The following is a 1680-nucleotide window of genomic DNA, read 5'->3' on the forward strand; positions in this document are numbered from 1 at the left end:
TCGGCATCGATGCGAACCGACTTCGTGCTGGACGCGCTGAACCAGGCGTTACACGATCGCCAGCCGCCGCCCGGGCTCATTCACCATTCCGATCACGGGTCGCAAGGCGGATTCAACTGGTCGTCGCAACATCTCCAGATTGGAGGTGTTGAATGGGACGACCACTGGGATGGGGCTCGGAACAAACGGGAAGGCCCGTCATGCGATCACCTGGCAGACCGGGTGTCAATAACCTCGATTCGAAGCGAGCATTCTGGACGTGCATCGCACAAGGTATGGAGACCGAGGCCGCAGCGCAGGCGTGTAACGTATCGCAACCGTTGGGGCCGCGATGGTTTCGTGAAGCGGGCGGCATGGCACCGATCGACCCGGCGCCACACTCTGGGCGTTATCTGTCACTTTCGGAGCGCGAGGAGATCGCGCTGCTGTGGGCGCAGGATTGCAGTGTTCGAGAGATTTCGCGAAGGCTGCAACGGTCGCCGTCAACGATTTCACGCGAGCTACGTCGTAACGCAGCGACCCGCGGTGGTACTCTGGTGTATCGGGCAACGGTTGCCCAATGGAAAGCTGAACGCGCAGCCGAGCGTCCGAAGGCTTCGAAACTGGCAGAGAACGACCAGTTGAGGACATATGTGCAGGATCGCCTGGCTGGAACGGTCACTGACTTTCGGGGCAAGCCGATTCCCGGACCTAACGTTCCGTGGAAAGGACGAAGACAAGGACGTCGTGCGGACCGTCGCTGGGGCACTTGCTGGAGTCCGGAGCAAATCAGTCCGAATTCAGATTGACTATCCCGATGATCAATCTATGCGGATCTCCCACGAAGCCATCTATCAGGCACTCTACATTCAAGGCCGGGGCGCTTTGCGACGAGAGCTTACTGCTTGCCTGCGTTCGGGCCGCGCACTTCGCGTGCCGCGGGCCAGGACGCAACAGCGCGGAAAGCACTTCGTCACTCCGGAGGTTATGATCAGTGAACGCCCTGCAGAAATTGCTGATCGTGCTGTTCCAGGGCATTGGGAAGGCGACCTGATCATTGGCCTTAACCGCTCGGCGATTGGCACTCTGGTTGAGCGCACCACCCGGTTTACGATGCTGCTGCATCTTCCTCCAATGGAGGGCCATGGAGTTGGGGTGCGTGTCAAGAACGGGCCAGCGCTGGCAGGTCACGGGGCAGAGGCTGTTCGCAACGCTATCGCGACAAAGATCGCGCTACTACCCGAGCATTTACGCCGATCACTGACATGGGATCAAGGCGCAGAGATGGCCCAGCATGTACAGCTCCGAATCGACACGGCTCTGGAAATCTACTTCTGTGATCCCCAGAGTCCATGGCAACGCGGGACGAATGAAAACACGAACGGCCTACTGCGACAGTACTTTCCGAAAGGCACAGACATGAGCCGATATACCGAGCGTGAACTCGACGCGGTCGCGAACACACTGAACTGTCGACCACGTAAAACGCTCGGATGGAAGACGCCCGCGGAAGCATTTCACGAACTGTTATCCGCAACATAACGATGGGTGTTGCGACGACTCCTTGAACCTAAGCAATATCTAAGCATTCTGTACACCGAACGTTTGGTGGATGCTGGCGTGCAACCGTCAGCCGGCAGCGTTGGCGATTCGTACGACAATGCGCTGGCCGAGACGATCAATGGACTATACAAGGCCGAA

At 58.4% G+C, this 1680-nt stretch carries 2 pseudogenes; both read left to right on the plus strand.

The window, feature by feature from the left end:
* The first annotated feature begins 152 nt into the window (after window positions 1–152).
* A pseudogene (locus BT264_RS37230) lies at window positions 153–1547 on the plus strand (IS30 family transposase).
* 7 nt (window positions 1548–1554) lie between these two features.
* Window positions 1555–1680: pseudogene (locus tag BT264_RS39005) on the plus strand (IS3 family transposase); the annotation flags it as partial.

Source organism: Burkholderia sp. NFPP32 (assembly GCF_900119325.1).
GTDB lineage: Bacteria > Pseudomonadota > Gammaproteobacteria > Burkholderiales > Burkholderiaceae > Burkholderia > Burkholderia pyrrocinia_C.